24 protein-coding genes are annotated in these 23,453 nt (G+C 31.7%); 20 read left to right on the top strand and 4 right to left on the bottom strand.

Annotated elements, in window-relative coordinates; translation table 11 throughout:
• Position 1 precedes the first annotated feature (1 nt).
• The 4 genes from Ollyesu_RS04940 to Ollyesu_RS04925 are packed head-to-tail and all read left to right on the top strand — an operon-like array spanning position 2 to position 4,488.
• Positions 2-1,300: a UDP-glucose/GDP-mannose dehydrogenase family protein gene (locus Ollyesu_RS04940; RefSeq protein ID WP_279302690.1), complete on the top strand. Its 1,299-nt coding sequence runs from the start codon at positions 2-4 to the stop codon at positions 1,298-1,300.
• Positions 1,300-2,289, top strand: coding sequence for an SDR family oxidoreductase (locus tag Ollyesu_RS04935; protein ID WP_279302689.1), 990 nt, complete (start codon positions 1,300-1,302; stop codon positions 2,287-2,289). Before Ollyesu_RS04940 ends, Ollyesu_RS04935 begins: the two co-directional genes overlap by 1 nt.
• Positions 2,290-2,295: 6 nt before the next feature.
• Positions 2,296-3,705: an exopolysaccharide biosynthesis polyprenyl glycosylphosphotransferase gene (locus Ollyesu_RS04930; RefSeq protein ID WP_279302688.1), complete on the top strand. Its 1,410-nt coding sequence runs from the start codon at positions 2,296-2,298 to the stop codon at positions 3,703-3,705.
• Positions 3,706-3,708: 3 nt separating this feature from the next.
• A complete protein-coding gene (locus Ollyesu_RS04925) occupies positions 3,709-4,488 on the top strand; it encodes a glycosyltransferase family 2 protein (protein ID WP_279302687.1) in 780 nt (259 codons plus the stop codon).
• Here Ollyesu_RS04925 and Ollyesu_RS04920 read toward each other — a convergent pair.
• Positions 4,472-5,779, bottom strand: a complete 1,308-nt coding sequence (locus tag Ollyesu_RS04920; protein WP_279302686.1) for a phenylacetate--CoA ligase family protein — start codon at positions 5,777-5,779, stop codon at positions 4,472-4,474. The genes Ollyesu_RS04925 and Ollyesu_RS04920 overlap by 17 nt on opposite strands.
• Before the next feature lie 164 nt (positions 5,780-5,943).
• Here Ollyesu_RS04920 and purD point away from each other — a divergent pair, with 164 nt between their 5' ends.
• Positions 5,944-7,215 (top strand): phosphoribosylamine--glycine ligase, encoded by a 1,272-nt coding sequence (gene purD, locus Ollyesu_RS04915; RefSeq protein ID WP_279302685.1) that lies wholly within the window; start codon positions 5,944-5,946, stop codon positions 7,213-7,215.
• A gap of 3 nt (positions 7,216-7,218) precedes the next feature.
• Here purD and Ollyesu_RS04910 read toward each other — a convergent pair whose 3' ends face one another.
• Positions 7,219-7,446 carry a uracil phosphoribosyltransferase gene (locus Ollyesu_RS04910; protein WP_279302684.1) on the bottom strand — a complete coding sequence of 76 codons (228 nt, stop codon included), beginning with the start codon at positions 7,444-7,446 and terminating at the stop codon, positions 7,219-7,221.
• A gap of 38 nt (positions 7,447-7,484) precedes the next feature.
• Here Ollyesu_RS04910 and Ollyesu_RS04905 point away from each other — a divergent pair, with 38 nt between their 5' ends.
• Positions 7,485-8,408 (top strand): DUF6427 family protein, encoded by a 924-nt coding sequence (locus Ollyesu_RS04905; protein ID WP_279302683.1) that lies wholly within the window; start codon positions 7,485-7,487, stop codon positions 8,406-8,408.
• On the opposite strand, the gene upp is transcribed toward Ollyesu_RS04905, so the two are convergent.
• Positions 8,397-9,056, bottom strand: coding sequence for a uracil phosphoribosyltransferase (upp, locus tag Ollyesu_RS04900; protein WP_279302682.1), 660 nt, complete (start codon positions 9,054-9,056; stop codon positions 8,397-8,399). The genes Ollyesu_RS04905 and upp overlap by 12 nt on opposite strands.
• A 113-nt stretch (positions 9,057-9,169) precedes the next feature.
• On the opposite strand from upp, the gene Ollyesu_RS04895 reads away from it, so the two are divergent.
• Positions 9,170-9,778 carry a DUF4254 domain-containing protein gene (locus tag Ollyesu_RS04895; RefSeq protein WP_279302681.1) on the top strand — a complete coding sequence of 203 codons (609 nt, stop codon included), beginning with the start codon at positions 9,170-9,172 and terminating at the stop codon, positions 9,776-9,778.
• Positions 9,779-9,858: 80 nt separating this feature from the next.
• A complete protein-coding gene (locus tag Ollyesu_RS04890) occupies positions 9,859-10,884 on the top strand; it encodes a glycosyltransferase family 9 protein (RefSeq protein WP_279302680.1) in 1,026 nt (341 codons plus the stop codon).
• A gap of 199 nt (positions 10,885-11,083) precedes the next feature.
• On the opposite strand, the gene Ollyesu_RS04885 is transcribed toward Ollyesu_RS04890, so the two are convergent.
• A complete protein-coding gene (locus Ollyesu_RS04885; RefSeq protein ID WP_279302679.1) occupies positions 11,084-12,133 on the bottom strand; it encodes a ferredoxin--NADP reductase in 1,050 nt (349 codons plus the stop codon).
• A 109-nt stretch (positions 12,134-12,242) separates the two neighbouring features.
• Between Ollyesu_RS04885 and Ollyesu_RS04880 the strand changes: the two genes are divergently transcribed.
• From Ollyesu_RS04880 to atpA, 12 genes are all read left to right on the top strand, one after another.
• Entirely contained in the window at positions 12,243-12,581 is a 339-nt protein-coding gene (locus tag Ollyesu_RS04880) for a PadR family transcriptional regulator (protein ID WP_279302678.1), read from the top strand.
• A gap of 1 nt (position 12,582) precedes the next feature.
• Positions 12,583-13,209 carry a hypothetical protein gene (locus tag Ollyesu_RS04875; protein WP_279302677.1) on the top strand — a complete coding sequence of 209 codons (627 nt, stop codon included), beginning with the start codon at positions 12,583-12,585 and terminating at the stop codon, positions 13,207-13,209.
• Between the two features lie 120 nt (positions 13,210-13,329).
• The gene (locus Ollyesu_RS04870; RefSeq protein WP_279302676.1) at positions 13,330-14,799 is read left to right on the top strand and encodes a DUF5687 family protein; all 1,470 of its coding nucleotides are present in this window, start codon (positions 13,330-13,332) and stop codon (positions 14,797-14,799) included.
• Between the two features lie 24 nt (positions 14,800-14,823).
• Positions 14,824-15,534 (top strand): ABC transporter ATP-binding protein, encoded by a 711-nt coding sequence (locus Ollyesu_RS04865; RefSeq protein ID WP_279302675.1) that lies wholly within the window; start codon positions 14,824-14,826, stop codon positions 15,532-15,534.
• A 151-nt stretch (positions 15,535-15,685) separates the two neighbouring features.
• Positions 15,686-18,232, top strand: a complete 2,547-nt coding sequence (locus Ollyesu_RS04860) for a hypothetical protein (protein WP_279302674.1) — start codon at positions 15,686-15,688, stop codon at positions 18,230-18,232.
• A gap of 12 nt (positions 18,233-18,244) precedes the next feature.
• Positions 18,245-18,631, top strand: coding sequence for a polymer-forming cytoskeletal protein (locus tag Ollyesu_RS04855; protein ID WP_279302673.1), 387 nt, complete (start codon positions 18,245-18,247; stop codon positions 18,629-18,631).
• Positions 18,600-18,824 carry an AtpZ/AtpI family protein gene (locus Ollyesu_RS04850; RefSeq protein ID WP_279302672.1) on the top strand — a complete coding sequence of 75 codons (225 nt, stop codon included), beginning with the start codon at positions 18,600-18,602 and terminating at the stop codon, positions 18,822-18,824. The genes Ollyesu_RS04855 and Ollyesu_RS04850 overlap by 32 nt, the downstream gene beginning before the upstream one ends.
• Before the next feature lie 475 nt (positions 18,825-19,299).
• Positions 19,300-20,490 (top strand): F0F1 ATP synthase subunit A, encoded by a 1,191-nt coding sequence (gene atpB / locus Ollyesu_RS04845; RefSeq protein WP_279302671.1) that lies wholly within the window; start codon positions 19,300-19,302, stop codon positions 20,488-20,490.
• 38 nt (positions 20,491-20,528) lie between these two features.
• Entirely contained in the window at positions 20,529-20,717 is a 189-nt protein-coding gene (gene atpE / locus Ollyesu_RS04840; RefSeq protein WP_013993139.1) for an ATP synthase F0 subunit C, read from the top strand.
• 94 nt (positions 20,718-20,811) lie between these two features.
• On the top strand, positions 20,812-21,312 hold the full coding sequence (locus Ollyesu_RS04835) for a F0F1 ATP synthase subunit B (RefSeq protein WP_279302670.1): 501 nt from the start codon (positions 20,812-20,814) through the stop codon (positions 21,310-21,312).
• A gap of 7 nt (positions 21,313-21,319) precedes the next feature.
• Entirely contained in the window at positions 21,320-21,856 is a 537-nt protein-coding gene (atpH, locus tag Ollyesu_RS04830) for an ATP synthase F1 subunit delta (protein WP_279302669.1), read from the top strand.
• Between the two features lie 6 nt (positions 21,857-21,862).
• Positions 21,863-23,443: a F0F1 ATP synthase subunit alpha gene (atpA, locus tag Ollyesu_RS04825; RefSeq protein WP_111658571.1), complete on the top strand. Its 1,581-nt coding sequence runs from the start codon at positions 21,863-21,865 to the stop codon at positions 23,441-23,443.
• Positions 23,444-23,453 lie beyond the last annotated feature (10 nt).

Genomic DNA, 23,453 nt, shown 5'->3' with positions numbered 1-23,453 from the left:
AATGAAAATAGCAGTAATTGGTACAGGTTACGTAGGCTTAGTAACTGGTACATGTCTAGCAGAAACAGGAAACGAAGTATTATGTATAGATATAGACGAAAATAAAGTAAAACAAATGCAAGACGGTGTGGTGCCTATTTACGAACCACATTTAGATGTTTTATTTGAAAGAAATATTAAAGCCAACAGACTTAAATTTTCCACTAGCCTAGAAGAGGGTTTAGAGCATGGCGATATTATATTTTTAGCATTACCAACTCCAGAAGATGAGGACGGATCTGCAGATTTAAAATATATACTTGGTGTTGCAGATAATATTGGTAAGCTAATTAAAGACTATAAAGTTATTGTCGATAAAAGTACAGTTCCTGTAGGTACGTCAGATAAAGTCAAAGAAGCTATTTCTAAAAATGCTAAAGTAGATTTTGATGTAGTTTCTAACCCAGAGTTTCTGCGCGAAGGATTTGCTGTAGATGACTTTTTAAAACCAGAACGTATTGTTGTAGGATCTAGTAGTGAGCGCGCAACCAAGTTAATGGAAAAACTGTATAAGCCTTACGTACGCTCAGGAAACCCTATAATTGTTATGGACGAGAAGTCTGCAGAGCTAACCAAATACGCCTCTAATGCTTTCTTAGCAGCTAAAATCACCTTTATGAACGAGATAGCTAATTTTTGTGAAAAAGTTGGTGCTGACGTCGATAAAGTTAGAATAGGAATGGGTACTGACTCTCGTATAGGCAAACGATTTCTATTTCCTGGCATTGGATATGGTGGCTCATGTTTCCCAAAAGATGTCAAAGCTTTACATAAGTCTGGATTAGATAATAATTACAACTTCAAGATTCTAGATGCTGTAATCAATGTTAATGCTAGACAAAAACTGGTTTTGATTCCTAAAATAGAAAACCATTTCAATAATAATCTACAAGGTAAAAAAATTGCTATTTGGGGATTAGCTTTTAAACCAGAAACAGATGATATACGTGAAGCACCTTCCCTTTATATGATAGATGCATTATTAGAAGCTGGTTGTAAAATTTCTGCATTTGACCCAGAAGCAATGCCAAATGTAAAACGTAAATTAGGAGATAAAATACAATTTGCAGATAGCATGTATGACGCTTTAAAAGATGCTGATGCACTAGTCATATCTACAGAGTGGAGTATTTTTAGAACACCAAATTTCTCTAAAATGAAATCATTAATGGCAAGTACTACCATTTTTGATGGTCGTAATTTATACGATGTTAACGATGTTAAAAATGAAGGGTTTAAATACGTATCAATAGGAAGATAATGAGCCAGAAAAAAGTTTTAATTACAGGTGCGGCAGGATTTTTAGGATCACATTTATGTGACCGATTTATTAACGAAGGTTACTTTGTTATAGGAATGGATAATTTTATAACAGGAGACTCTAAAAATATTGCACATTTATCCTCAAATTCAAACTTTTTATTTATTCAGCATGATGTTACTAACTATATCAATATAGAAGGTGACTTAGATTATATATTACATTTTGCATCACCAGCAAGCCCTATTGATTACTTAAAAATCCCTATTCAAACTTTAAAAGTGGGAAGTTTAGGGACACACAATTTATTAGGTTTAGCCAAAGCAAAAAACGCAAGATTACTAATAGCTTCAACCTCCGAAGTGTATGGTGACCCTTTAGTACATCCACAAACGGAAGACTATTATGGTAACGTAAATACTATTGGACCTAGAGGTGTGTATGATGAGGCTAAACGTTTTCAAGAATCTATTACTATGGCATATCATAGGTTTCATGGATTAGAAACACGTATTGTTAGAATTTTTAATACCTATGGTCCAAGAATGCGTCTTAATGATGGTCGTGTTATTCCTGCGTTTATGGGTCAAGCGCTTCGTGGTGAAGACTTAACTGTGTTTGGTGACGGTAGTCAAACCAGATCGTTTTGTTATGTAACAGACCAAGTAGACGGTATTTATAGATTGTTATTAAGCGATTACCCTAACCCAGTAAACATTGGAAATCCACACGAGATCTCTATAAAAGATTTTGCTGAAGAAATCATTAAACTTACAGGAACGACACAAAAAGTTATTTATAAAGATTTACCTGTCGACGATCCAATGCAACGTCAACCAGATATTACTTTAGCAAAAAAACTACTACAATGGGAGCCCAAAGTAGGTCGTGAAGAGGGTATGAAAAAAACCTTCGACTACTTTAAAAACTTAACAGAAGAAGAACTTCATAAAAGTGAGCATAAAGATTTTTCAAGTTATAATAAGTGATAATATATGGAGTATAAACGCGGAAGATACTCTTGGCTACTAAGACCTTTTCTTATCATTATTGATATTACTGTCATTAATGTTTTAGCGTTTTATTTTTTCAATTTCAACGAAGCTAATCTTTACTTTTTTTCCTCAGCCTTTTTAAACAATAAACACTTATTATATATTGTTTATTCTATAGTTTTATGGTTGATTTCTACATCTTTTTTAAAGTTCTACCAAGTTTATCGTTATACATCAGCTATAAATATCATTTCACTTATTATAAAGCAATTTTTAGTGTTTGGCATTATTGTTTATGCATTTATTGGTGTATTTAGAAGTATAGATATACAAGCATTTACAACATTAAAATATCTGTTATATTCATTCTTACTTATAGGGTTCATAAAATTAATAAGCTACTATGGTTTAAAGACGTATCGCTCTTTTTTAAAAGGAAATGTTAGACGTGTCATTATTATTGGCAAAGGAGAAGGTGCACAAGATTTAAAACAACTATTTACAAAACGAAAAGAACTAGGATATGCATTAAAAGGTATATTTGCCAATTCTGAAAATCAAAAATTTACCGGAAATATTGCAGATAGTTTTACCTTTTTAGATCAAGATAAAAGTATTGACGAAATTTATTGTGCAATTGACGAGTTGACCGAAAAGGAAGTCAATGATTACGTAAAGTATGCAGAAATCAACCATTGTAACATCAAGTTTATACCAAAAACCAATAAGCTATTAACTAAACGACTTAAAACAGATTATTATAATTACCTGCCAGTACTATCCATGCCAGAAGTGGCTTTAAATAACGAGTTTAACACCTTTGTAAAACGGATTTTTGATGTTGTTTTTGCTTTATTAATGATTGTTTTAGTATTATCATGGTTAACACCATTACTGTTTATTTTAATAAAATTAGAATCTAAAGGACCATTATTTTACAAACACAAGCGAAATGGGATTAATTACAAAGAGTTTGACTGCTATAAGTTTAGATCTCTAAAAATCAATAAAATTGAAAAAGGAACTTACATCACACAAAATGATACGCGAGTAACCAAAATCGGAAAGTTTTTGCGTAAAACAAGTTTGGATGAATTTCCTCAATTTTACAACGTATTAAAAGGCGATATGAGTGTAGTTGGACCACGTCCGCACATGTTATCTTATACAGATGATTATTCTAAAAAAATAGATAAATACAATTTTATTTTTAGACATAACGTCAAACCAGGTGTTACCGGATTAGCTCAAATTAAAGGGTATAGAGGAGAAATTAAAAATGATGAAGACATTATAAATCGTGTTAAATACGATAACTTTTATATCGAAAATTGGTCACTAGTATTAGACTTAAAAATAATAGTTCAGACCATGATTAATGTCTTTAAGGGACAAAAAGAAGCTTACTAAAAAGTGAAACCATTAGTCTCCATAATAACACCAATGTTTAACTCGGAAGCCTTTATTGAGGACACTATAAATAGCGTGTTAAATCAAACCTATACGGATTGGGAACTTATTTTAATAGACGACTGCTCAACAGATAATACTGTTACAATAGCTGAAGAGTTTATCTCTAAACATCCAAACATAAAACTTCAAAAAAATCAAACTAATGCAGGAGCAGCAGTATCAAGAAACAAAGGAATATATGAAGCAAATGGAGATTTTATAGCTTTTTTAGATGCGGATGATTTGTGGAAACCCAATAAGCTAGAAGTACAAGTTAGTTTTATGCAAGCCAATAATTGTGACGTGTCTTTCAGCAGCTACGAGCAGATAGATGAGGTAGGACAACCTTTAAATAAACTAGTCAAAGCACTACCTAGTTTAAGCTTTAACAAATACTTAAAAACCAATTACATTGGTAACCTAACAGGCATGTATAATGCTAAAAATTTAGGCAAAATAACGTCTCCTAACCTACGAAAACGTCAAGATTGGCTATTATGGCTTGCTGCCATAAAAACTTCTGGTAAACCTGCTTTAGGTATTCAAGAGTCATTAGCGTTTTATCGTGTGAGAACTAATTCGATATCTTCTAATAAACTAGAAATGCTCAAATACAATTATTTGGTTTACAAAAAAGGGTTAGGATTTTCTACGCTAAAATCCTTTTACAGAATGATTCTTTTTATTTGGGAGCATTTTATTAGAAAGTCTAAATTGATTGTTTCTACAAATAAGAAGTAAACTGTTTCAACTTCCCGCTTTTTTGACGATTTAAAACTGTTTCTTGTTCAAAATATAGTTTTAAATTAGGCTCTAAATAAGTATTTACTGCTTGTTGTACAGCTTCTTTTTGGGCTTCCGTTAAAGTTTCAGTAGCGACATAACTAACTCTAAAAGTATCAATTTCCAGTTGCTCAATAATAAATTCTTTAACATTGGCTTCTTTGCTCATTACAGTTTTTGTTATATAATAAAAAGTTAATCCAGTAGCTTTTTTTCCTGAAGGTAATAGTACTAAATCGTTAGTACGTCCAGTTAACTTCTCTAAAACAGGATGTTGTAATGTGCTTTTTGTGGATAGACTTCCTAAATCACCAAGTTCATAACGTATAAAAGGGTGTGCTCTGTTGTATAAATCGGTTATTACTATTTTACCAGTTTGTCCATAAGGTACAGGTTTGTTGTTATCGTCCAAAATTTCGACATACAAATGGTTACTGTTAACCAACCAATTATTGTGTTTATCCTGAAAAGCAATTAAGCCTAATTCTGCTGCGCCATATTCGTTAACAATAGGAATTCCAAATTGTTGTTCTAGTAGTTTTTTGTCATCATCAAACAACATTTCTGAAGTGACAATACATACATTTAATGTAGGACATATGGTTTTTAAAGTGATGTTTTTTCGCTCTAAAAACTTAGCAAATTGTACAATTGCACTGGTATAACCATTAATATAATTAAATTGAGTGCGTTTAAATTTACGCAAGACTTTTTCTAATGCATCATCACTTAAATCAAAAACCGAAAAGCGATATCTGTTACCCAACCAATCTTTAAAACGTTCTTTATAATACTCTTTTGTATCTAACGGAATACCATAAAATCGTGCCTGCTTAGACGTGTTTAAATCAATATTAAACCAGCCATAACGTTGCATAAACGTAACCCATGTCATAGCATGAGCAAAATTATCTTTAGCAAAAACAAAAGGTGTCCCAGACGATCCCGAAGTTTTATTGGTATAAATGGTTTTTGGGGTATACTTATCTGATAATCTATTGTCTAAAGGTTGTTGTAAACTAGATTTATTTAATACAGGAAGATCATTCCAGTTAGATGTATCAATACCTTTACATAAGGACTTGTAAAACGGAGTGTGCTTTAAATGAAAGTCTACAATTGCCAACAACTGCTTACTTAAATAGTTGTTGTATTGTTCTGTAGTAAGTTTTTCAATTACATTCAGCGTTTTTTTAGCCTCATTTATAGGAAAGCCTTTTAAGCGCAATGACCATTCAAATAGTTTCAATTTTTAAAATTTTATGGAAAGTAATACAAAAATAATGAAAAATGCTTCCTTTTTTTGGTAAGCTGTATTTTGGTTTTAAAAACTTAATAGATGACAGGTTTTTTACTAGAATCACATTCATTTTTTCATTCAAAAGACTATTTTTGTGCAAACAACTACAACGCATGAATATCTTAATATTAGGTTCTGGAGGAAGAGAACACACTATAGCTTGGAAACTAAAACAAAGCCCAAAATGTAGCTCACTTTTTGTTGCTCCTGGTAATTCAGGAACCGCTCAAATTGCTAACAATGTACCAATAAGTGTAACCGATTTTAAAGCCATTAAAGAGGTGGTTTTAAACAATAACATCACTATGGTTGTAGTTGGTCCAGAAGACCCTTTAGTACATGGTGTGCATGATTTTTTCTTAGCAGACGAAGCGCTAAAAAACGTGGCTGTTATTGGCCCACAACAAGCTGCAGCAACCTTAGAAGGTAGTAAAGAATTTGCAAAACAGTTTTTGTTTAGACACAATATTCCAACAGCAGCTTACCAAAGTTTTGATGCCCAAACAGTAGATAAAGGTTATGAGTTTTTAGAAACATTAAATCCACCTTATGTTTTAAAAGCAGACGGATTAGCAGCAGGAAAAGGAGTTGTGATTTTAGACGATTTAAATGAAGCTAAAGCCGAATTAAAAAGCATGTTAGTGGATGCTAAGTTTGGTCAAGCCAGCACTAAAGTAGTGATTGAAGAATTTTTAGACGGAATAGAACTGAGTTGTTTTGTTTTAACCGATGGTAAAAACTATAAGATTTTGCCGACTGCTAAAGATTATAAGCGAATAGGTGAAGGCGATACAGGTCTAAATACAGGTGGAATGGGAGCCATCTCTCCAGTACCTTTTGCTGATGAAGCCTTTTTAAATAAAGTAGAAGAGCGAATTGTAAAACCAACTGTTGCTGGTTTACAAAAAGATAATTTACCCTACAAAGGATTTGTGTTTATTGGTTTAATTAAAGTAAGTGATGACCCAAAAGTTATAGAGTATAACGTCCGTTTAGGTGATCCTGAAACCGAAGTTGTCTTACCAAGATTAAAAAACGATTTGGTTGAGGTGTTTGCAGCAGTAGCCAATCAAACCTTAGACAAAATTGATATTGAAATTGATCAACGTGCAGCAACAACAGTTATGCTAGTATCTGGTGGTTATCCTGAAGCATATGAAAAAGGTAAAGTAATTACTGGCATTGAAACTATAGAAGATTCAATAGTGTTTCATGCAGGAGCACAAGAAAAAGATGGTAATATAGTTACTTCTGGGGGTCGTGTTATGGCAATTACAAGCTATGGAGAAACGTACAAAGAAGCCATAAAAAAATCTTACCAAAATATAGAAAAACTACATTTTGATAAGATGAATTATCGTAAGGATATAGGTTTTGACCTTTAACCTCTACAGATAAGAATGAGAAGAAATACTCTTATCTTCTTCATTATTATCAGCAAAAGATTTTAATTGTAACATCCAATAAGTAAAGGCTACTAAACCTATAATAGCAAAAACCCATGTCATAAAATTTGCAGCCCACCAGTTTTCCAGTTCTAATGCTCTTAAAGCATCATATGGTGCAAATAATATATTTACAAATAAGTCTTGTATAGCGTAAAAGAAATCTTTCATAGTAGTATATTTATAGCACAAAAATACAAAAAGAGTTAATGATTACAACTATTTTTAGTAAATCCAAGCCAATTAATTTTTTAATTGTTTTTAGTATTACATTAATTGCCTACGTCATGTTGTATATTAAATATCCTGACATCATGGATAATAGTGTAAGTGTATTACAAAATATTGGTGTTTTTTTAATTGTTTTTTTATCGATTTTAATTTTAAATTTTATTGTCACTAAAAACTTTCTGTCACAACAAAACAATTATGAAATATTGGTGTTTGCATTATTTATTCTAGCTATTCCTCAAGTATTTTTAGATTATAAAATTGTGGTTTCTAACTGTTTTGTATTGTTAGCATTAAGACGAATTATTAGCATTAGGTCAAAAAAAGAAATTATTAAAAAATTATTTGACAGTGGGTTTTTAATAGGGATAGCTTCACTATTTTATTTCTGGGCAATCTTATTTTTACCTTTAGTTTTTATTGCTTTATTGTTGTTTTCTGAAACAAATCCAAAATACTATTTAGTTCCATGTATTGGTTTAGCAACCACTTCAATTTTAGCTATAAGTTATTCAGTAATTGTGTATGATGATTATTTTGTGGCATTACATATTGACCCAACTATTAACTTAGATATTAGTAATTATAATTCTTTACAGTTTATAATCGTAATAACAATGTTATTGTCGTTTGGGCTTTGGTCTTCTTTATTTTATTTAAAAGATATTAAAAAGAAAATGAGAAGCTACAGACCATCCTACAAAATTCTTTTTATAGCCTGTACTTTAGCATCTATTATTGTACTATTTGCACCTAAAAAAAATGGCAGCGAATTTTTATTTCTATTTGCTCCATTAGCAGTCATCATTATTAATTATATTGAAACCATTGAAGAAAAATGGTTTAAAGAAGTGTTTTTAGGCTTGCTAGCTTTTATTCCAATAGTATTATTAGTGTTGTAGTTTTTCTCCAAACGCTAAATCACCTGCGTCACCTAAACCAGGAACGATATACCCTTTGCTATCTAATGTTTTGTCTATTGCTGCTATCCATAATGACGCTTCATTAGGTAGATTATTTTTCAAATAATCCACACCAGCTTCCGCACCAATAACAGCCATAATATGTATGTTCTTTGGTATTCCAAAAGGTTGTAATGCTTTATAAGTTGCTACTAAAGATTGTCCAGTTGCTAACATTGGATCAGCCAATATTAAGGTTTTACCTGTTAAATCTGGACAAGCTAAATATTCAACTACAATTTCAAAAGTTTCAGGGTTTTCTAAATGGTGTCTGTAGGCAGAGATAAAAGCATTTTCAGCTTGATCAAAATAATTAAGTAGCCCATTATGTAAAGGCACTCCAGCTCTTAACACAGAGCATAGTACAACATCATTTTTAGGCAAAAGGCTTTCTATTGTATCTAATGGTGTGGTAATAGATTTAGTTTTGTAGGTCAATGATTTGCTCATTTCGTAACCTAAAATTTCTCCTATACGTTCAATATTTCGTCTAAAACGCATTCGGTCTTTTTGTATAGAAACGTCTCTTAATTCTGCAATAAATTGATTTAAAATCGAATTATTTTCTGATAAATTATGAATTTGCATGATTTTAAAAAGTTCTTTATTTAGTAAAGTTACTCTAATATTTAAAAGGTTAAAATATAGCTAACAAAAATTCATTATAAATTATGTAATTTTACACTCTTAAAAATCACACTATGTTTACTACAAAAGCGAATAAAATTTTTCAAGACGTCATAAAAAAATATCACATTATAAATACAGTAGATCAACCTTTTACTAATATCTACGATAAAAAAACAGAGTTAATTGAGCACCTATTGTACAGAAAATGTTGGATAGATACTGTACAATGGCATTACGAGGATATTATCCGTGACCCACAAATAGATCCTGTTGCAGCGCTAACATTAAAGCGTCAAATTGATGCTTCAAATCAGGACAGAACTGATATGGTAGAGTATATTGATAGTTATTTTTTAGATAAATATAAAGATGTAACTCCAAAACCAGATGCAACTATTAATACCGAAAGTCCAGCTTGGGGAATTGACAGACTATCTATTTTGGCTTTAAAAGTGTATCATATGGAAGAAGAAGCAACACGTAAAGACGCATCAGATGGACACAAAGCAGCTTGCCAAAAAAAACTTGATATTTTATTAGAGCAGCGTGTGGATTTAAGTACAGCAATAGATACCTTATTATCTGATATTGAAAAAGGAGATAAATACATGAAAGTGTATAAGCAAATGAAAATGTATAACGACGACGAGCTTAATCCTGTGCTTAGAGGGCAAAAATAAATTGATTGATTTTGAATTTCCTTTCCCTATTTATGAAAGGTGGATTTTCAATTTATTAATAAATTGAAAGACAATAAAAATTGACAAACACACCAAAACATATCTTAGTCATACGTCTCTCTGCAATGGGAGACGTTGCTATGACGGTTCCTGTGTTACGTGCAGTAACAGAACAATATCCAGAGGTTAAGTTAACGGTTTTAACGCGTCCTTTTTTCGCGCCTTTTTTTAGAAATTTAGAAAACGTTACTGTATTTCCTATAGATTTAAAGGATAAGCACAAAGGTGTTTTAGGTTTATATAAATTATCTAAAACACTAAAACAACTTGATATTGATGCAGTCGCAGATTTGCATAATGTGTTAAGAACTAAAATTTTAAAAGTTTTTTTATTAGAGAAACCCTTTAAACAAATTGATAAGGGTCGTACAGAAAAAAGAGCATTAATTAAAGGTGAAGTTTTTAAATCTTTAAAAAGCACACACCAAAGATATGCTGATGTTTTCGAGACTTTAGGGCTAAAAATAGAATTACAAAATCCAACGTTTCCAGAAAAAAAAAGTATACCAGAGCCCATTTTATCTAAAGTGGATATTCTTAATAAAAGACAGTGGATTGGAATTGCTCCTTTTGCACAATACCCATCTAAAATGTACCCTTTACACTTATTAAAAGAGGTCATTAATAATTTAAAAGAAGATTACACTATTTTTTTATTTGGTGGTCAAACCGAAAAAGAACAATTAGATGCTTTAACATTATCAAACAAAAATGTTATTAATATAGCAGGACAGTTTGATTTAAAGCAAGAGTTGGATATAATATCTAATCTAGATATAATGGTGTCAATGGATTCTGGTAACGCTCACATTGCTGCTATGCTTGGTTTAAGAGTGTTAACCATTTGGGGAGTGACACATCCTTATGCTGGTTTCGGAGCATTTAACCAACCAGAATCATACCACTTAGTACCAAACAGAAAAGTGTATGATAAAACACCTACATCTGTCTATGGTAATGCATATCCAGAACATTATAAAGATATTGCTGGTAGCATAAAGCCTAACGTAATAGTTGATAAAATAAAAGCTATGTTAACAAACTAAAAAAGCCTCACATCTGTGAGGCTTTTTGATTTTAACAACTAATATAATATATTAATATTATCCCTTAAACTAACAAATTTTTAGCGTTATAATCTATTACGAATTTAATTTTTAAATCACTTATACTTTAAAATAAAGTAATTTTTATCAACTCTTTCGACAAAATGCAAATAATTTCGTTGAAATGAAATAAGATTAATTAAACATCGTCATAATCAACGACTATTGTTGGTGTAATTGGTTGAGCTTGACAGGTTAACACTAAGCCTTCTGCGACTTCTGAGTCTGTAAGTATGTTGTTTTGCCTCATAAGGGCTTTCCCGTCGGTAATTCTTGCAATACAACTACTACAAACACCACCTTGACAAGAATATGGTGCGTCTAAATCTTGTTTTAATGCAGCTTCTAAAACAGTTTGTTTTTGAGACATGGTAAAGGTTTCTGTCTCGTCGTCAACTGTTATTGTAATTTCTGTTTCACCATCAGCGACGTTTACAGTTGCTGCGTGTGTAGAAGTTGTAAATAATTCAAAATAAATATTATTTTCATCTATGTTATTTTCAAGTAACACCTCTTTTACTGTATTAATCATTGCTTCTGGACCACAAAGATAAAAGGCATCAATGGTTACATCTTTATATCTGTTTTTAACTATAAGATTAACAGTACTTTTTTCAATGCGACCAAATAAGGCATTGTCCTCTTGAGATTGACTATATAAAAATTGAATATGAAGTCGGTCTTTAAATTGATGTTGAAGCTCTAATAATTGGTTTAAAAAAATGGTGTCCCTAAGGGTTTTGTTACCGTAAACTAACACAAAATTGCTGTTAGGTTCTTCATCCAAAACAGTTTTAATGATGCTTAAAATAGGAGTAATACCACTACCTGCAGCAAATGCAGCAATGGTTCTGGAGACATCATTTTTAGGCTCAAAAACAAAACGACCTTGTGGTTTTGCAACGTCTAAAGTATCTCCTTCTTTTAGATTATGGTTAGCGTGTTTTGAAAAAGTTCCATTTTCAACTTCTTTAACTGCAACGATTAATTTACCGCTTGATGGTGAAGAACATAACGAATAATCACGTCTAACCTCTTGACTATTTATATTAGTTTTTAGTGTAATATATTGCCCAGCTTTAAAGTTGTAATCGTTTTTTAAATGCTCTGGGACTTTAAAAGTCAATGTGACACATTTATCAGTTTCGCGATGAATGTTAGATATAGTTAGAGTGTGAAATTGAGACATAAATCTATTTTTTTGTAAAAATAATGAAGCTATTACACTTTGCCTTCAGTTTATAAAAAAATTAATACCTAAGACTTTTATGCATAAGAAAATTATGTATATTTGTCTTATGGCGAATTCAAAATTATATAAAGGTAGCTTAACGACTATTATTTTAAAGCTTTTAAATGAAAGTGATAAAATGTATGGTTACGAAATGACACAAAAGGTAAAAACTATTACCAAGGGAGAACTTAACATTACCGAAGGTGCTTTATATCCAGCGTTACACAAATTAGAAGCAGATGGGTTATTGGATGTTGAGGTTAAAAAAGTAGATAACCGATTACGCAAATATTATAAATTGACTGACAAAGGAAATAAAGAAACGGTAAGTAAGTTAGAAGAGCTTAAGGGCTATATCAAAACTATGGAAACTTTTATGAACCCTAAATTTAATCTAGAATAAGATGAAATTAACCAACCAACAAATAAAGCAAATCGATAATTACCTTATTAATCTAAAGGTAAAATTTGTAGATGTAAGATTAGAGTTAATAGATCATCTAGCTTCAGATTTTGAACAATCTAGCAATTACGCATTGCTTGAAGATTATCTAGATGTAAAAGTAACGTTTATAAAAAACTTTGAAAAACAACGTCAAAAAACAATTCACTGGAGTTATCAAGCTCAATTAAGGAAACGATTAGCCATGTTTTTTTATAAGCCTAAATACGTTTTGTTTACTATCTCTCTTGGTCTAATAATGGTATTCTTAATTAATCTAGAAGTTTATTTAGAGGCTAGTATATTTTTGTTTTTATTGATGACTTGTTTTCACATAAGCGCATATATAACGCATTTAAAGCACAGAAAAACATTAAAAAAACTTCAAGCTGCACAACCATTGTATTCAATAATGGCATTGCCTTCACTATTTTTATATTGTTTCAGCTTAGTTAAAGACTACATTTTTGAAAATCCATACATGTTTTTTCTGTACTTCTTTTTAGGTACTTTATCAAATGTTGCAGGTTACTTTGAGGTATACGATAATAAGTCTAAAATCATTAAGCATTCAAAGTTGATTCTTTAAAAGGAAAATCCAACTAACCAAAGCTGAGATACTTGCTAAATATAACTTTCCAAAAAAATTATTTTGTAACAAATCCATAATTTTATAGACTTACATTACAACCAACCAAAACCGTTTTCTATGATAGGTAAATTTTTAAGTTTAGAATGGAAGTCTTTTGTTCGTTCGGCTAGTTTTGGCAAAAGCCTAGCAGTTAAAATAATTATGGGCTTTTTTGCACTATATATTATACTTTCTTTTTTAGCTATAGGTATTGGTGGATATTATCTTATTAAAAAAGAATTTCCAGATTCTGATCCTTTGCAAATAGTAAATTCGTTTTTACTTTTTGCCATTTTAGGAGATTTAATTTTTAGATATTTAATGCAGAAGTTACCAGTAATGAATATTAAACCATTACTAACACTACCTATAAAAAAAAGCACTTTAGTGCATTACGTTTTAGGTAAGTCTGCTTTTTCTGGGTTTAATATTTTAGGCTTGTTTTTTTACATACCGTTTTCGATAGTATTAATAAAAGAAGGCTATAATGTAATAGGAGTTTTAGGATGGTTGTTTGCCATGATTTTAATTATTCAATCAGCTAACTTTTTAAATTTCTTGATTAATAAAAACAATGTAGCTTTAGTAGGTATTGTTGTTGTATTAGTAAGTTTAATTGGTTTGCAAAAATTCGAAATTTTCGATGTTGTTGGTTTAGGCGGTCAAGTGTTTGATGCTATTTATGCTCATCCAATATATTCGTTATCGATAATTATCATTTTGGCTATTCTATATTACTTAAACTACAAGCAATTACGTCATCTAGTCTATTTGGATGAAGCTGTTGCAACCAAAGTAAAAGAGGCTAATTCTGTTGATTTATCTTGGGCTGATAAGTTTGGAGACGTTGCACCATTTATAAAAAATGACATCAGATTAATTTGGAGAAATAAACGAACTAAAACGGTGTTTTTAATGTCTTTTTTGTTTCTTTTTTACGGATTAATCTTCTTTACAAATGATATATATAGTACAAAGATGCCAGCAATGCTAATGTTTGCAGCATTATTTGTCACTGGTGGTTTTACCTTAAACTATGGACAATTTATACCAGCTTGGGATAGTGCACATTATAAAATGTTAATGACCCAGAGTTTTAGATACAGAAAATTTTTAGAATCTAAATGGGTATTGATGGTATCTATGACAGCTATCTTATACTTTTTAAGCATTCCGTATTTATATTTTGGTTTAGATGTATTTTTAATGATTACTGCTGGAGCCATTTTTAACATAGGGTTTAACTCACTGTTTTTACTGTTTGCAGGTTCTTTTAACCGAAAACGAATAGACTTAAATAAAAGCGGGTTTGGCAATACACAAGGGACCAGTGCAACCCAATTTATAATTATTATTCCACTAATGCTATTTCCAATGCTTGTGTTTTGGGTATTTAACAAGTTTGTTGGGCAAAACTCTGGATTTATTGCAGTAGCAACTATTGGTGTTTTAGGATTAATTTTTAAAAATTATGTTATGAATGTCATTGAAAACAAATACCTCAAAGACAAACATGAAATGGTCGCTGCTTTTGGAAAAGAAGAGTAATTCAATATTTAAAGACAAACAATTATGATTACAATAAATAATATATCAAAAAAATATAGAGGAGTAGAAGTTTTAAATGTTTCAAACATTGATATCCCAACAGGACAAAGCTTTGGATTAGTGGGTAATAATGGTGCAGGAAAAACAACATTATTTAATATTTTATTAGATTTAATTAGACCAACAACAGGTAAAATCACCAACAATAATATTGTTGTAAATACAAGCGAAGAATGGAAAACATTTACAGGCTCTTTTATAGACGAATCGTTTTTAATTACCTATTTAACACCAGAAGAATATTTTGATTTTATTGGCGACTTAAGAGGAATGAATAAAGCAGACGTCAAATCTTTTTTATCTCAATTTGAAGAGTTTTTTAATGGCGAAGTCATTGGTAAGAAAAAATACCTTCGCGATTTAAGTAAAGGAAATCAGAAAAAAGCAGGGATTGTTGCTGCTTTAATTGGTAATCCTGAAGTTATTGTATTGGATGAGCCTTTTGCAAACTTAGATCCAACAACACAAATAAGATTAAAAAAAATTATTAAAAACCTAGCCGAAAAACAAGGGACTACTGTTTTAGTGTCTAGTCACGATTTAATGCATGTTACAGAGGTTTGCGAGCGTATTGTAGTCCTAGAAAAAGGTCATGTCATTAAAGATATCCAAACTAGTCAAGCAACTTTAAAAGAGTTAGAAGCACATTTTGGTGGAGCAATAAATCAAGAATAAAATCCGCTTAGTTCTATTAGGACCTTTGAACTTTCAGTCCTTTTTTTGGCAAAAAGACAAAAAGATGCTTATTTTTACCCACTTGTGAGCCATTTTAATATAATAAAAATGCTTACAAGGAGTTTATGTAATACGTAAAAATAAACCAGCATTGAAAATAGCACATAAAATCTCTCTAATTTCTGTTCTTGCTTTAGCAACTGTAACCAGTTGTTCCAGAAAAAAAAACAGCTTCATTAATCGTAATTTCCATGCGGTTACAGCAGAGTACAATGCACTTTTCAATGGATATAACGCGTTGGAGCAAGGTCGTCAAAGTTTAAATAATGGCTACAAAGACAACTATTGGGACATCCTTCCAGTGGAGCGTATGCAAATTGAAGAAGACATCGTCTTACCTGGACAGTCTAAAAACCAAGATTTTACCACAGCAGAAGAAAAAGCAGTAAAAGCTATCCAAAAACATGGGATGAATATTCAAGGTAAAGAATATAACCCACAAATTGACGAAGCCTATTTATTATTAGGTGAAGCCAGATATTTTGATCAACGCTTTGTGCCAGCTTTAGAAGCGTTTAACTATATACTTTACAAATATCCAGCGTCAGATAAAATTAATACCGCTAAAGTTTGGAGAGAAAAAACCAATATTCGTCTGGAAAACGATGAGCTAGCCATAAAAAACCTTAAGAGACTTTTAGAGCAGGAAGAATTAGAGGATCAAGAACTAGCAGATGCAACATCTATTTTGGCTCAAGCTTACATTAACATAAAATCTTTAGACAGTGCTTTAACTCAAATTAAAATTGCTGCTAAAGCCACTAAAAAAAATGACGAAAAAGGACGCTTTCATTTTATAAAAGGGCAATTGTATAATGCATTAACCTACAAAGACAGCGCAAACCTAGCGTTTAATGAGGTTATTGAGTTAAACAGAAAAATTCCACGTCGTTATCTAATGGCAGCAGAAGTTGAAAAAGCTAAGAATTTTGATTACGAAAAAGGAGATAAAGTAGCCTTTTTAAAGCATTTAACTAAGCTTGAAAAAGACAGAGAAAACCGTCCGTATTTAGATAAAATTTATCATCAAATTGCTCAGTTTCATCTAACAAATAAGTTCGATTCATTAGCGGTTGCGTATTATAATAAATCGTTGAGACAAAACTCCCTAGATAAAATATTAATTGCCAAAAACTACGAGACTTTAGGCGATTTTTATTTTGACAGAAACAAGTATAAAATAGCAGGTGCCTATTTTGATAGTACAATGATAAGTATGGTAGAAAATAGTAAGCCTTACAGAACCATCAAGCGTAAACGCGAAAACTTAGATGATGTTATATATTATGAAGGCTTAGCAGAAACTAACGATAGTATTTTAAAGCTAGTAAAAATGAGTGAAGCTGAACGTTTAACCTTTTTTACAGAATATACAGCTGAACTTAGACAAAAAGCTGAACAAGAAAAAGAACGTTTAGAAATTGAAGCACGTAAAAAAGGCTTAGCAACAACCAATATTCCTACAAATAATGTAACCAAGCCTAGAGGAGGGTTGCCTGGAGCGGCATCAAATTTTTATTTTTACAATCCAAGTACAGTAGCTTACGGTAAAAATGAGTTTACACGTGTTTGGGGAGACCGAAAAAACGAAGATAATTGGAGATGGTCTTCTACAAGAACAGGAGGTTTTAATGATCAAACTGGACCAGATGTTATAACGGATAATGGATTAGACGAAACCTTTTTAGACCCACAGTATTACATGACTCAAATTCCTTCTGCAAAAGTAGAATTGGATAGCATCAGAAAAGAGCGCAATTACGCATACTACCAATTAGGGTTGATTTATAAAGAAAAATTTAAAGAATATAGATTGTCAAAAAGTAAATTTTTAAACTTATTAGCTAGTAATCCTGATAATAAGCTAATACTACCTGCTAAATATAATTTGTATAAAATCTATGAAATTTTAGGCGAAGAGCAAGAAGCACTAACAACAAAAACAGATATCATTTCAAATTATGCAAGTTCTAGATATGCAGAAATATTAAAAAATCCTGAATTAGCAGCAACCAAAGATGAAAGTAGTCCCGAAAGCCTTTATGATGCTACATACAAACTCCTAGAAAATCAAGATTATGCTCAAGTTATTGCCAAATCAAACCAATACATGCAGTTTTTTGATGGAGATGCAATCGTACCAAAGTTTGCATTACTTAAAGCTACAGCAAATGGAAGATTAAATGGTTATCAAGCTTATATGGACGGTCTAAATGACGTGGCATTGGCATTTGCAAACACAGAAGAAGGACTACAAGCGCAAGCAATTGTTAACAGCTTAAAATCGGTTAGCGATAAAACCTTTAAACCAGATGCAGAATCGTCTTCGTTTAAAGTCGTTTTCCAGTTTGATAAAAATAAAACTGAAGCAATTAGTGATTTTAAAAAAACATTAGACGACATCACACCCAAAATTGAATATTACGATTTAACAACATCTATAGATGTTTTTAATCCAGAGACTACTTTTATTGTGGTTCATGGTTTAAAAAGTGTGGAAGGCGCAAAAGGATTTGCAGATATTGTAAACACTGAAGACAAGTACAAAATAACCAGACCGTACTTTGGCATTTCTTCGGACAATTACAAAACGCTTCAAATTCATAAAAATTTAAATGAATATCTAGCAAATAAATAATCTCCCTAAACCATGAAAAATAAGCAGCAAGAGCAATTTTCTATTCAAAATATTATTGCAAAAGGCACAAAAATAGTTGGAGACTTTTATAGTGAAGGCGACTTACGTATTGACGGAATTATAGAAGGTAATATTGAAACAACAGGAAAAGTAGTCATTGGTAAAGATGGCGAAATTATTGGAAAACTCAAATGTAGCAACGCGCATTTTGAAGGAAAATTAAACGGAACATTAGAGTTAACAGAAACATTAACGTTAAAATCTACTGCACATATAGAAGGTGATGTTGTAACTCAAAAACTAGCAGTAGAACCTGGAGCAACCTTTAATGTAACGTGTGTTATGAAAACCACAGTAAAAGACTTAAATGGCGGATCCAAAACCCAAAAAACAGCCTAAGCCTTACGTTAGATTTATTGCTGTAGGTTTCCAAATGGGAGCCACTATATGGTTGGGAAATCTTTTTGGAGAATGGTTAGACACTAAATACCAAACCACCTATTGGGAAAATGTTGTAACGCTTCTAGCGGTTTTTATATCTATGTACTTAGTTATCAGTCAAGTTTTAAAACTATCTAAGGACAATGATTAAAAAAATTATTTTTTTTCTATTGGCTTTTCTAGTGCTGTTTGTAGCAACTTATGTATTGCATGATTACATACTAAATAGTAATTCTATTTATCTAAGGTTTTTGTTGTTACCAGTTTATACGTTTCATTTTGTATTTTCTTTTATAATAAGTGCTCTTTTTTTACTGCTTTCAAATTCTTCTAAATGGCAAACACAACTAGGGTTCTTGTATATTTTTGCACTTATTACCAAAGTGTTGTTTTTTGCAATCGTTTTCAAAGATTCCATATTTAAACTTGATGATTTAACCAGAATGGAAAGCTTTAATTTGTTAATTCCACTATTTCTATTTCTGTTTCTTGAAGTGTATTTTATAGCTAATATTTTAAACAAAAAATAGTCTAAAAAGTTATTCAAGAAAAATTAAATTTATTTTCAAATAATTACCTACCTTTGCACGGAATTTAAAAACGCGGTTTTTTTGATTTTTTTAACAATGAAGGTAGCTAAACAAACTTTTAAATTTTTCGTCTTACTCTCAATGCTTTTTGCAAGTACTATTGCATTAGCGGAAACACCAGTTAAAGATGGTGCAAATGATGGAGGTCAAGTGGATACAAAAACTGAGGTAGAAGAGTATATTTTACACCATATTCAAGATTCTCACGATTTTCATTTATTCTCTTACACAAACGATGCAGGAGAGCGTAAACACATAGGTTTCCCTTTACCAGTTATTATTTGGACTAGCAATGGATTGACTACGTTTATGTCTAGCGAGTTTCATCATGATGATAGTGGACAGGTTATAGTTGAGAAAAACGGATTAAAATTCACAAAAATTCACTCTAAAATATACGAGCTTGATGCAGGAGCTTCAACAGTCGCTTTTGATGAAGAGCACCATGCAACAAACGCACACAAAGTATTAGATTTTTCTATCACTAAAAGTGTGGTTGGAGTTTTATTTGTTGGATTATTAATGTTGTTTTGGTTTTCTCGTTTAGCTAAACAATACAAAAATAACGCTATCCCAAAAGGGTTTAGTCGTGTTTTAGAGCCATTAGTACTTTATGTAAGAGATGAAATTGCAAAACCAAATATTGGAGAAAAGCACTATAGAAGATTTACTGGATATTTAATGACGGTATTTTTCTTTATTTGGATATTAAACTTATTAGGATTAACACCATTAGGTTTTAACGTTACAGGACAATTAGCTGTAACAGCATGTTTGGCAATATTTACATTAATTATATATACAGCAAGTGGTAATAAGGACTATTGGATGCACATCTTATGGATGCCAGGTGTTCCAATTTTAATTAGACCAGTTTTAGCAATTATAGAATTAGCAGGTGCATTAATTATTAAGCCATTTTCATTATTAGTACGTTTATTTGCAAACATATCTGCAGGACACATTGTAGTAATGAGCTTAATTGCAATTATGTTCACTCTTAAAAAATCTTTAGGAGTAGTTGGTGCGACAAGTTTATCATTAGTATTATCATTTTTTATAACATTAATTGAAGTGTTAGTAGCTTTCTTACAAGCCTATATCTTTACAATGCTTTCAGCATTATTTATTGGTATGGCAGTAGCAGAGCACGATCACGATCATGATCATGATGAGCATGGTCACGAAATCCCTGATGCAGAAGATGTCAGAGCAGATTTCATTTAAATAAGAGTTTTTTTAATTTAACTATAAATCTATTTATTATGTACAATTTAATTGGAGCAGGTTTAATCGTAATCGGAGCAGGAATTGGTCTTGGTCAAATTGGTGGAAAAGCAATGGAAGGTATTGCACGTCAGCCAGAAGCAACAGGAAAAATCCAAACAGCGATGATTATTATTGCAGCACTTTTAGAAGGGTTAGCATTTGGTGCTTTATTCTTAGGGAAATAAGCAGCAAACAAACTATAAAACACACATCTGCAACGGTTGGTTGCAGGTTGTGTTTTTAAATTAAAAAAAGAAAAAATTTCAAATACACTTAAGTATGGACAAGTTATTAAATGATTTTTCACCAGGACTATTTGTAGTTCAAACTATATTATTATTACTATTAATCTTTTTAATGGTAAAATTTGCGTGGAAACCTATTTTAAATTCTTTAAATGAAAGAGAAGAAGGTATTCAAGATGCATTAGACGCTGCAGAAAAAGCAAAGTTAGAAATGCAAAATCTTCAAGCAGATAACGATAAGTTATTAAAAGAAGCACGTGCAGAACGTGAAGCTATGCTTAAAGAAGCTAGAGAACTTAAAAATAAAATGATTGACGACGCTAAAACAGAAGCTCAAACGCAAGCAAACAACATGATTGCTCAAGCACAAGCTGCTATTGAAAGCGAAAAAAAATCTGCTATGGCTGAATTAAAAAGTCATGTATCTAGTCTTTCTATCGAGATTGCAGAAAAAGTAGTACGTCAAGAATTATCTAACAAAGACAAACAATTAGAGTTAGTAGAGTCTATGTTAGGTGATGCAAAATTAAACTAGTCAAAAGATGGCAGGAGAAAGAGCAGCAATACGTTACGCAAAAGCAGTACTTGGCTTAGCAACAGAAAAGAAATCCGCTGAGGTTGTCAATTCTGATATGGAGCTAATTACAAATACTGTAGCGCAAAGTAAAGACTTAAAAGATATGCTTTACAGTCCTGTAATACGTTCGTCAGTTAAAAAGTCTGCATTATTAGAAATTTTTAAAAATTCTAACGAAGCAACAACCAATTTAATAGACGTACTTATTGCTAATAAGCGTACTTCATTATTACCAGAAGTGGCATCAACTTATACAAGGTTGTTTGAAGAACAAAAAGGAAGTCAAATTGCAATTGTGACTACAGCAGTACCATTAACGGATGCTTTAGAAACTAAAGTTTTAGCAAAAGTTAAAGAGTTAACAGGAAAAGACACTGCAATTAAAAATATAGTAGATGAAAGCATTTTAGGTGGTTTCATATTAAGAGTTGGAGATACAGAGTATAACGCAAGTATCGCTAACCAATTAAATAAATTAAAAAGAGAATTTACTTTAAATTAAAATAAAATGGCAGAAGTAAAACCAGCTGAAGTATCAGCAATCTTAAAACAACAGTTATCAGGTTTTGAAGCTAGCGCTTCATTAGACGAAGTTGGAACAGTATTAACAGTAGGTGATGGTATCGTTCGTGCTTACGGATTATCTAATGCACAATATGGTGAGTTAGTAGAATTTGATGGCGGATTAGAAGGTATCGTACTTAATCTTGAAGAAGATAACGTAGGTATTGTATTGTTAGGAACTTCAGTAGGAGTTAGAGAAGGATCTACAGTAAAACGTACTAACCGTATTGCCTCTATTAATGTAGGTGAAGGTATTGTTGGACGTGTTGTAGATACTTTAGGTAACCCAATTGATGGTAAAGGACCAATCACTGGTGACACTTATGAAATGCCTTTAGAGCGTAAAGCACCTGGAGTTATTTACAGAGAGCCAGTAACAGAACCATTACAAACAGGTATTAAAGCAATTGATGCAATGATTCCTGTAGGTAGAGGTCAACGTGAGTTAGTCATTGGTGACCGTCAAACAGGTAAAACTACCGTTTGTATTGATGCGATTTTAAATCAAAAAGAATTTTACGATGCTGGTAACCCAGTATATTGTATATATGTTGCAGTTGGGCAAAAAGCATCAACAGTAGCAAACATTGCTAAAACTTTAGAAGAAAAAGGCGCTTTAGCATACACAACAATAGTAGCTGCAAATGCATCAGATCCTGCTGCAATGCAAGTGTATGCACCAATGACAGGAGCATCTATTGGAGAATATTTTAGAGATACTGGTCGTCCAGCATTAATTGTATTTGATGATTTATCAAAACAAGCAGTTGCGTATCGTGAGGTATCTTTATTATTACGTCGTCCACCAGGACGTGAGGCGTATCCAGGAGACGTTTTCTACTTACACTCAAGATTATTAGAGCGTTCTGCAAAAATTATTGATAATGATGCAATTGCTAAAGAAATGAATGACCTACCAGAGTCATTAAAACCAATCGTAAAAGGTGGTGGTTCTTTAACAGCATTACCAATTATCGAAACACAAGCAGGTGACGTATCAGCATATATTCCAACAAATGTAATTTCTATTACAGATGGACAAATCTTCTTAGATGGAGATTTATTTAACTCTGGTGTACGTCCAGCAATTAACGTAGGTATTTCGGTATCACGTGTTGGTGGTAACGCACAGATTAAATCTATGAAAAAAGTATCTGGAACATTAAAATTAGACCAAGCACAATTCCGCGAATTAGAAGCGTTTGCTAAATTTGGTTCAGATCTAGATGCTGTAACATTAAACGTAATTAATAAAGGAAAACGTAACGTAGAGATCTTAAAGCAAGCTCAAAACGATCCGTTTACAGTAGAAGACCAAGTAGCAATAATCTACGCAGGTTCTAAAAACTTATTAAAAGACGTACCAGTTGAAAAAGTAAAAGAATTTGAACGTGATTACCTAGAGTTCTTAAACGCTAAACACAGAGGTGTTTTAGATACTTTAAAAGCAGGAAAATTAACAGATGAGGTTACAGATACTTTAATGACTGTAGCAAAAGACTTATCTGCTAAGTATAGAAACTAGTAATAAGTAA

The sequence above is a fragment of the Olleya sp. YS genome, assembly GCF_029760915.1.
Taxonomy (GTDB): Bacteria; Bacteroidota; Bacteroidia; order Flavobacteriales; family Flavobacteriaceae; genus Olleya.
This window is presented reverse-complemented; position numbering and strand designations above follow the sequence as displayed.